Genomic DNA, 8014 nt, shown 5'->3' on the forward strand with positions numbered 1-8014 from the left:
CGACTGATCACTGTAGACCGATGCATAATGTAAGGTGTTTTTTCGTTTATGCTTTTCTCGTTCAATCGCTTCATCACTAATACGTTTGACAACAGCTGCATCATTTTCGTCTTTCAAACACTGTAAGCAAATTAATTCGGTTCCATATTGTTCATAAGCTGCGCCTAACAAATTAGCTTTGTATAACGGGTGTTTGATTGCATAGCCATATTCATTTACATGCTCTTTTTCACAGTAATTAGAAGTTAATGCCATCATCATATTCTTTGGCAGGCTCATAGCTTGCTGAATTGCTTTCACGTCGACCACCCTTTCGTTTTGCTTTTAATTGTTCAAGCGTTTGAACATTTTCTTGATACCAGTTCTTTAAGATGCCTTCTGCAAAGGAAAGTGGTTTTCTCACTTTTGGTGTACGTAAAGCTGTTTCTTTTAAGGCTTCAAGAATTAGTTCTCCATTGTATTCTTCATATACTGCGTTAAATTGTTCTTGTGCATAAGCACTTAGTAAACCGAAGTTCTTTTCATAGAAAGATAATAATTCTGTAAACGATATACTTGACTCGACTTTGACTGGACCATCTTGTCTAGTCTTATCTAAGTCTTTGTCTTTTTCTTTATCTAAATCTAATTCTGAGTCTAAGTCTAAGTCTGTTGCGTGACTGTCACGTGACGGAACGTGACTTAGCTGAATTTGTTTTTCTTTTTCACGTTGTTTTCTTTTTCGTTCACGATTTTGCAATCTAACACGTTCCATTCCATCAATATTTTGATGATTTTCCCAATTCTTAATACGAATCGCTTCGTTTTTGACTTCTATCATTCCGTAACGTTTAAAAGTTTCGAGTGCCAAGCGAACTGTATTAAGTGGACGATTGAATATTGTTGCCATTTCTTCCACATTCATTGGAATATTTTCTGTAAGCATAATAAATCCATTTGAATTTGCTTTTCCTGCAGCTGCTAATAACTTCACCCAAATAACAATAATTGTGTCTGAATCTGGTAATGCTTCAATCAATTTTATTTTTTCATTTTCAAACATGTCTGTTTTCAATTTAATCCATGTGATTTCTGCCATTTTTCATCCCCCTAACGGATTATTCACTATTCATTTTTGGCCCTTGAATGCCTTTCAAGACAATAGCTAATTTTCTTTATTGTCATTTTTTCTATCTTTTTTATGAGCGCTGCTATTCTCTAGTGCTTTTCTTTTTTTATTTTGTTGTCGCTTTTCTTCTACAACATCCCATAATGTTTTTTTCATATTCCACTTCCTTGAAGGTTATTTACTGTTTTTGTCGAATAGTAGTACTAGAAAGGTGGTGAAGTTAACATGTCTGATACTCCATTTAACGAAAAAGTACAATATTTGAATCAATTAGTTTCAAGAGGATTTCACGCATCTGAGCAAGCTGTAGAAATTATTAAAGATCTTGATAAACATAATCCTTTGCAAAATAGCCTTGTATTACACTATTTATCTATAGCTAATACCGCCTTTAATTCATTCAGTGTTTACTCTCGCTCAGATGATGAATTAATTCGAGATGAATTTATTGAAGCTGTAGCCTGGTTCGAAATATTCCATGATGAAGTTGTAACTAACATTGCTACAAATAATAGTCATCAACATTCATTCATATATTTTGAAGATTTTAAAAAGAAATTATATCCTGCACTTCAAACACTTGGTTCTTCAATCGCTCTAAAACTATAGGTTTTTTTAACCACCTTAAATTTAATGTTTATGGTGGTTTTTGTATGCTGAACTTTGCATATACTCAACATAACGAGCAGTATAATCTAATATTGGTAAAAGCATCACATGTCGTGGATTTCTTTCAATTTTATTTTCCCATATGGTCAATTTACGTTTTGCATCATCTATACCGTGATTTTCAACTAAACTTTGTGCCAACCAAGCAGCATAATCATATAGAACTCCACGCATCGTTTCCAATTCTCGATTAGCATCAAATTTTGGATTTTGTGTTGATACATGATTTGTAAAATTACTACCAAATCGCGTACGCATAAGGTCCAACAACTCGCATGGTTGATATGATTGAACCCACGTGATTGGTTCCTCATGTTTTTTTGTAAATATAAGATTGAGCTTCTTCTTAATTTTTTCAAACATAACAACATCTCCTTTTGTTCGAATATTCCGTTAATATAAGTTAAATCTACTACATCTTTAAAAAAAGAATAATCATATAGAACAAGCTCGCAATTGTAACACCCGGTAAAAAACCTGAAACACCAACTGTCATCAACTTATCTGACCATGTAGGCTCTCCTTCTGGTATATCTAGCCAACTCACACACTCCTTTTTCTCCTCAGCCACCTCTAATGTATGTAGCTGTTGTAAAACGCGCTCATACTCAACTTCTTGGCTTAAACGTTGTAGTTTATCCATTTTGTTCACTACCCCTATTCCATTCATTTGCCGATGAATTTTATTTTTGTTGTGATTAAAGAGCTTTTAAATCGTTTATTATATCTTCAAATGCTTCTTCAAAGCCTTTCGCATTCCAACGGCGATGACCGCCTTCATTCAATCGAAACTGGTGCTGTAGAATACGTGGATCTGCAAGGATTTTATTTAGCGTATCTGGATGACTAATCCCTGTGATACGTTTTACATCGCTAATACTAATAGCGAGTGTACGTGGCAATACAACCTCATTCATACGTTGCTCCACAAGTTTATCGACATGAGCAAAAAGCGCTTGTTCATTCATTTGGACGTGCACCAATGATGGGGCCGTCATATCTTTTTCTGCTGCCATTATTCTTCTCTCCTTAAAAATTCACATTATGTGCAATAGCCATCTCTTTCACAATTGCTACAAAAACTTCAATTAGTCGTGGTTCTTCCGCAATCATATCGATTTTAGAAAGTTTATTAATGGCAGATTTATTCATTCCTTGTGCCAACATATTCTTCTGACGATTGCTTAAACGACGTTCCAGATCACAACGTCCACGTACTTTCAATAAGTCATATACATGATTACGTACATCACGATACTGATTCTCTCCACCTCGTGCATAAGCGATTTTACGTAATAAATCATTCGTCATTTGACGCCAATTGGTTGTATCTGTTTTCAACACTTCCACAATATTTTGCTGATTTTGTTCCATTAGATTTTGGCGTTCTTCTAAATGATTTGTTTTACGCTCTAGTATCAACATCTGTTGCGCCGCTTGCGCTAGAATTTCCACTGGCGTCATTGGGGAAGTTTGTTGTGGTTGTTGAAAGAATGCAGCTGCTAATACATCTTTTGCTTTCAATTGAAATTCCACTAACCTATCTGCAATCCAAGGAGTTTCTTTTTTCATATTTGGTGTGATTGATATTTTAGCAAGCCACAATGGTAAATAATCTAATTCAATACATAATATTGTTTGCATACCGCCATTTGTAAGGAGGGTGAAATTTCGCCCCCCTTTTAAAAGAACTGTATCTTCTTTAACTCGTTTACGTTCAGACTTTATCTGGCCTTCTGAAAGTCCAATACTCTCGCAAAGCCATTTAACTGCTACGTAGACTTTTTCATCAGTAGCCTTAACCGTCAAAATTTCAGTGCCGGCAAAAGTTACTGTCTTTTGTTCAACTATTTGCAGTTGTGAATTATTAGTGTTCATATCCTGTGCTGCATATGTTACATAATTATGTGTCATTAAAACTCCACTCCTTTTTATCAAATATTTAAAAGCAACTTTCCGTTGCCTTTCATTTCAAAAAAAATAGTCCAAGGAATATCTAAGACTTCTGCTATAGATTTTGCTGTTCTAACTGAGGGAATTCGTTCTCCTAATTCAATCATTCCATAGTATTGTCTAGTAATTTCATACTTACTTTTCTGAGCTACATCTAATTGAGTTAATCCTAATTTCTTTCTTTTTTCAACTAAAAATGAAGTAAGTTCTCTTTGGCTCAAAATATCACCGCTTTCATAAAGCAACTTTTCGTTGCCTTTGTATTTCTTATTATACGCAACTTTTCGTTGCTGTCAATAATAATTAGAATAAAAAAAATTCATTACTTTTAAGATTTTTTTATAAATAGCAACATATTGTTGCTATAATGAGGAATAGATAATAGAAATGAGGAATGTTATATGTTTTCACAGCGTTTAAAATATTTGCGAAAAGAAAAAAAGCTTACACAAAATGATATGGCCGAATTACTAGGTATAACACGTCAAGGTTATGCTAAGTATGAAAGTGGAAGTGGCGAACCAGACATTAAAGCAATAGACAAATTAGCTAATTTTTTCAATGTTACAACAGATTATCTCTTAGGTCGTAGCGACATCAAAAATCCTGAAAAAATGACTAATGAAGGTATTTCAAATGAGGATTATGAAAAGTTAACTGCTTATCAGAAAGAAGTGGTAGACTTCATTATTTCACGAGAAAATTTATTCTTCTATGATCAACCACAAAAGATACTGGATGCGCTTGAAGAGTTTGAAATGTTTTATGAGTTTACTAAAAAACGTGATCAGAATAAAAAAGACTAACCATTATATAAGATGTATCTTTAGATTTCATAAGTTGATGTTGGGAGAGATTTGATGGAATTTACACTCAATAAAAAAGAAGAAATAATACGAGAGATTTATAATTTAGCTGAGGTATCACAACCTTCATATAAAAATGACCTACATATTTCTGAAATACTTGATATTGAAGTTGTCTTTCTCCCTTTCAAGATGAAAGTTATTTCAGGAAATGGTGTTATTTATATGAATGCAGATGTACAAAAAGAACATTTTAGAGAAATCTTTGCGCATGAACTATGTCACGCCCTATGGCATGAAGGAAATCAAACCTTATTGAAGCCACTATGGAAAGAATATCAAGAATGGACAGCAGAAAGTTTTGCTGCACATTACTGTATTCCTACATTCATGCTATTAAATTTTGACTTTGACAGCTATGCTACAAAGGAACATTTATATTTTGATATAGCTGAAAAATTCACAGTTAGTAAAAGCTTCGCAAAAAAAAGAATAGATGATTTTTTATTCCAGTTAGAGTGGCGTAACAAAAATATTTTTGATTTCGTTAGCTCAGAATCTTATTTAAATTCAAATACATAATAGGCCTGGTTATTTCAAAATACTAAATTAAAGGGTTTTACGCGTGGTGTGAAGAATATAAAATATAGGTAAAAGTATTTATAAAATTTCAATTGCTTATTTTTTGAAAGAAGGGAATAATATAATATGCAACAACCTGAAATTGATAATTTAATTAATTCGCTTAAAAGATTATTATTAGACACCACACTAATTAACATACCTGATTTTAACAATAAAGAATTAATTGAAGCGAAATCACATTCTGATTATTTTTATATTGATTTAAACAAACAAGGAAGACGTTTGAAAAGGTATACGCTGCAATTAAGAGCGAAAAGAAAAAAAGAATTACCCTTATTACGACTTGACTTGGTTGGTCCAGATCACCCCAATCCTCCTGGGAATTTTCCATTCGCAGGAGAAAAGATTCCTTGTCCTCATATACATATTGCTAAAGAAGGTTACGGTGATAAAATTGCTTATCCATTAAATTCGGAAACTGCAGGCTTATACCTAACGGAAGAAGAATTAGAAGATTTTATTCAAGTTACCAAGAAATTCTTAGACAAATGTAATGTTGGAAACCTAAGTACATATTCATTCAATACACAACAAGAACAATTTAACATTTGAAGGAGGGGTCGCTATGAATTCCTATAACTTTAATATTGATCAATTAAATCAAATTTATTCAAAATGGAATCAAGAAAACATTAAACTTGTTGATCACGGCGATTTTGTAGAAATTATCACTCCATTTGTTGACAATCATCATGATTTATTACATGTTGTTATGTATCATAAAGACAATCAAATTGTTATTTCAGATGATGGATATACCTTAAATGAACTAAAAACATATGAAATTGATTATAAAAAATCAACTAAACGCCAAGAATTTTTGAATCAAACATTAAATAGTTTTGGAGTAAAAATATCTTTAGACTCTGAATTACTTATCACAATAAATTCTTTAGAAGAATATCCAACCCAGCTATTTAGAATCTTACAATGTATCATAAGAATTTCTGACATGATGCTGACTAGTAGAACTAATATTACCAGTATATTCTTTGAAGAAGTTTCAAATTTATTTGAGGATTATGATATTCGTGCAATTAGTGACGTCAGTATTACTGGAAAAACCGGAAATGCTAATCAATTTGATTTCATTATCCCTCGTTCAAAAAAGAAAGTTGAAAAAATAATTAAGACTATAAACAATCCTACAAAAGAGGCTTATAAATCTCCTTTATTATCATTTTTAGATATTAAAGAAAACAGGTCAAATTCTGAATTTATAGTAATTGCTAACGATGATAACAAAATCGACAAAAAATTCTTAACATCTCTAGCAAATTATGAAATTGAAGTTTTAAGATGGTCAAAGAAAGATGATTGGGTCAAAGAATTGGCTTAACCTCACTTCACAAAAGTGAGGTTTTATTTCACCACAAAAAGAACATATATTCGTTTTTCAAAATATTACAAGTGCAAAATACAACGAAACTCATTATACTGGAAGCGTGTAGCAATATCGATGAACGCAAAAAGGACATACAGCAATGTATGTCCCTATCATTCTTTACGCTGCATTAACCAAAACATTCCCCATAAAAATTCCCCTATTCCATTCATTTGCCGATGTACGAAAAGAGAGGGAAAGTTATGGGACGACCAAAATTAACTGCTACGAAAGAAGCTCATGTATTTAGCTATAAAACTAAATCAAATCAAAAACGATATGCATACCGCTATCGTCATACACGTGTAGATAATACTCGAAAAGAATTTTATAAGCAAGGATTTATAGCTTTAAAAGATGCTACATTGGCTCTTACAGAATTAAAAGCTGAGCTGCTGAAAGGAAATTATGAACAGTTAGATCACCGCCATCTGACACTCGCCCAGGCGTTTGAGATGTTTATAGATTATCGAAAAAATGATATTAAACCCAATACATTACATGCTATACAATCTGTTTACAGTAGAATGAATCCATTGATTGGGGAAGTTCCAATAAATAAATTAACCCCTTATCTATATAAAAAATCTTTTCTCGACAAGATAAATAGCGTTAAAACAAGCACACTAGCAAAATACCATAGTAGAATTTGTACTGTGTTAAATTTCGCTGTAAAAAATGATTTTTTAGATAAAAATAGATTATTAAATATATCTTTCAATTATGATGTAGATCATAAAATTATTGAGGATGAGGAAATGAAACGAATTTTAGAATATACTCGTCACGAAAAACCTTATATGTATCCTATTATACTATTCCTTACTTCTACAGGAGTTCGTATCGGTGAAGCACTGGGCGTTAAATGGCGAGACTTAGACTTAAATGCAGGTATAATAAATATTAATTGTACTGTTTCTTATCGATATGGTGAAGGAACACCAAAGACAAAAAGTAGTTATCGCATAATTCCATTACCTATTAAAATGATTGAGCAGTTAAAACATTATAAGCTACAACAAAAGAAAAATTTATTACAATTAGGTATGTCTACAAAATTTACAGATGGTGTGCAATTTGAAAAAAGATATATATTCAGAAATTTGAAAGACCAAGCACTTAGCTATGACTCTATAAAATGGTTCTTTCAAACCTTACGAAAGAAATTAGAGATTGAAAAAATTTCTCCCCATGTATTTCGTCACACGTATGCTAGCGTGCTAATTGGGGAAGGCGTGGATATTGCTACAGTAGCATCACTTATGGGTGATAGTATCGATACAATACAAAAAATATATGTACATGCTATTAATGATAAAAGAAATGAAGCTGTAATAAGATTGGAAAGTGTAATGAGTAGATATTAAAAGTATGATTTTGGGGAACCTTGGGGGGAACTAATTATGAGAAACGTTGTTATACCAATGGTTAAAGCTACTTTACCTATTT

The 8014-nt window shown here is 32.3% G+C and carries 13 protein-coding genes; 6 read left to right on the forward strand and 7 right to left on the reverse strand.

All coding sequences use genetic code 11. The features are described from left to right. A partial coding sequence (locus KTHG_RS11265; RefSeq protein ID WP_147633098.1) for a hypothetical protein occupies positions 1-261 on the reverse strand: 261 nt, incomplete at its 3' end. Beyond that, the gene (locus KTHG_RS11270) at positions 239-1078 is read right to left on the reverse strand and encodes a phage replisome organizer N-terminal domain-containing protein (protein WP_139993636.1); all 840 of its coding nucleotides are present in this window, start codon (positions 1076-1078) and stop codon (positions 239-241) included. The genes KTHG_RS11270 and KTHG_RS11265, both read right to left, overlap by 23 nt. Positions 1079-1333: 255 nt before the next feature. Between KTHG_RS11270 and KTHG_RS11275 the strand changes: the two genes are divergently transcribed. Then, complete coding sequence (locus tag KTHG_RS11275) at positions 1334-1717, forward strand: hypothetical protein (RefSeq protein WP_139993638.1); 384 nt, start codon at positions 1334-1336, stop codon at positions 1715-1717. 21 nt (positions 1718-1738) lie between these two features. On the opposite strand, the gene KTHG_RS11280 is transcribed toward KTHG_RS11275, so the two are convergent. Genes KTHG_RS11280 through KTHG_RS11300 form a run of 5 tightly spaced genes read right to left on the reverse strand, consistent with a single transcriptional unit; the run spans position 1739 to position 3951 of the window. Then, positions 1739-2140 (reverse strand): hypothetical protein, encoded by a 402-nt coding sequence (locus KTHG_RS11280; RefSeq protein WP_139993640.1) that lies wholly within the window; start codon positions 2138-2140, stop codon positions 1739-1741. Between the two features lie 49 nt (positions 2141-2189). Continuing rightward, complete coding sequence (locus KTHG_RS11285; RefSeq protein ID WP_139993642.1) at positions 2190-2420, reverse strand: hypothetical protein; 231 nt, start codon at positions 2418-2420, stop codon at positions 2190-2192. 55 nt (positions 2421-2475) lie between these two features. Then, positions 2476-2793, reverse strand: coding sequence for a hypothetical protein (locus KTHG_RS11290; RefSeq protein ID WP_139993644.1), 318 nt, complete (start codon positions 2791-2793; stop codon positions 2476-2478). Between the two features lie 13 nt (positions 2794-2806). After that, the gene (locus KTHG_RS11295; RefSeq protein WP_255512442.1) at positions 2807-3691 is read right to left on the reverse strand and encodes a phage antirepressor N-terminal domain-containing protein; all 885 of its coding nucleotides are present in this window, start codon (positions 3689-3691) and stop codon (positions 2807-2809) included. Between the two features lie 20 nt (positions 3692-3711). Then, entirely contained in the window at positions 3712-3951 is a 240-nt protein-coding gene (locus KTHG_RS11300; RefSeq protein WP_139993646.1) for a helix-turn-helix transcriptional regulator, read from the reverse strand. Between the two features lie 180 nt (positions 3952-4131). Between KTHG_RS11300 and KTHG_RS11305 the strand changes: the two genes are divergently transcribed. The 5 genes from KTHG_RS11305 (at position 4132) to KTHG_RS11325 (ending at position 7932) form a co-directional block, all read left to right on the forward strand. Next, entirely contained in the window at positions 4132-4536 is a 405-nt protein-coding gene (locus KTHG_RS11305) for a helix-turn-helix domain-containing protein (protein WP_139993648.1), read from the forward strand. A gap of 54 nt (positions 4537-4590) precedes the next feature. Continuing rightward, complete coding sequence (locus KTHG_RS11310) at positions 4591-5118, forward strand: ImmA/IrrE family metallo-endopeptidase (RefSeq protein ID WP_139993650.1); 528 nt, start codon at positions 4591-4593, stop codon at positions 5116-5118. Positions 5119-5244: 126 nt separating this feature from the next. Continuing rightward, entirely contained in the window at positions 5245-5733 is a 489-nt protein-coding gene (locus KTHG_RS11315; protein ID WP_139993652.1) for a DUF6978 family protein, read from the forward strand. Positions 5734-5746: 13 nt separating this feature from the next. Further along, the gene (locus KTHG_RS11320; protein ID WP_139993655.1) at positions 5747-6520 is read left to right on the forward strand and encodes a DUF1829 domain-containing protein; all 774 of its coding nucleotides are present in this window, start codon (positions 5747-5749) and stop codon (positions 6518-6520) included. A gap of 248 nt (positions 6521-6768) precedes the next feature. Continuing rightward, positions 6769-7932, forward strand: coding sequence for a tyrosine-type recombinase/integrase (locus tag KTHG_RS11325; RefSeq protein ID WP_186439568.1), 1164 nt, complete (start codon positions 6769-6771; stop codon positions 7930-7932). Positions 7933-8014 lie beyond the last annotated feature (82 nt).

The organism is Kurthia sp. Dielmo, assembly GCF_000307285.2.
GTDB lineage: Bacteria > Bacillota > Bacilli > Bacillales_A > Planococcaceae > Kurthia > Kurthia populi.

Bases quoted from the DNA above. Each gene is read 5' to 3' on its own strand.
- KTHG_RS11270 (WP_139993636.1), bottom strand. From the start codon at position 1,078: ATGGCAGAAATCACATGGATTAAATTGAAAACAGACATGTTTGAAAAT.
- KTHG_RS11275 (WP_139993638.1), top strand. From the start codon at position 1,334: ATGTCTGATACTCCATTTAACGAAAAAGTACAATATTTGAATCAATTA.
- KTHG_RS11280 (WP_139993640.1), bottom strand. From the start codon at position 2,140: ATGTTTGAAAAAATTAAGAAGAAGCTCAATCTTATATTTACAAAAAAA.
- KTHG_RS11285 (WP_139993642.1), bottom strand. From the start codon at position 2,420: ATGGATAAACTACAACGTTTAAGCCAAGAAGTTGAGTATGAGCGCGTT.
- KTHG_RS11290 (WP_139993644.1), bottom strand. From the start codon at position 2,793: ATGGCAGCAGAAAAAGATATGACGGCCCCATCATTGGTGCACGTCCAA.
- KTHG_RS11295 (WP_255512442.1), bottom strand. From the start codon at position 3,691: ATGACACATAATTATGTAACATATGCAGCACAGGATATGAACACTAAT.
- KTHG_RS11305 (WP_139993648.1), top strand. From the start codon at position 4,132: ATGTTTTCACAGCGTTTAAAATATTTGCGAAAAGAAAAAAAGCTTACA.
- KTHG_RS11310 (WP_139993650.1), top strand. From the start codon at position 4,591: ATGGAATTTACACTCAATAAAAAAGAAGAAATAATACGAGAGATTTAT.
- KTHG_RS11315 (WP_139993652.1), top strand. From the start codon at position 5,245: ATGCAACAACCTGAAATTGATAATTTAATTAATTCGCTTAAAAGATTA.
- KTHG_RS11320 (WP_139993655.1), top strand. From the start codon at position 5,747: ATGAATTCCTATAACTTTAATATTGATCAATTAAATCAAATTTATTCA.
- KTHG_RS11325 (WP_186439568.1), top strand. From the start codon at position 6,769: ATGGGACGACCAAAATTAACTGCTACGAAAGAAGCTCATGTATTTAGC.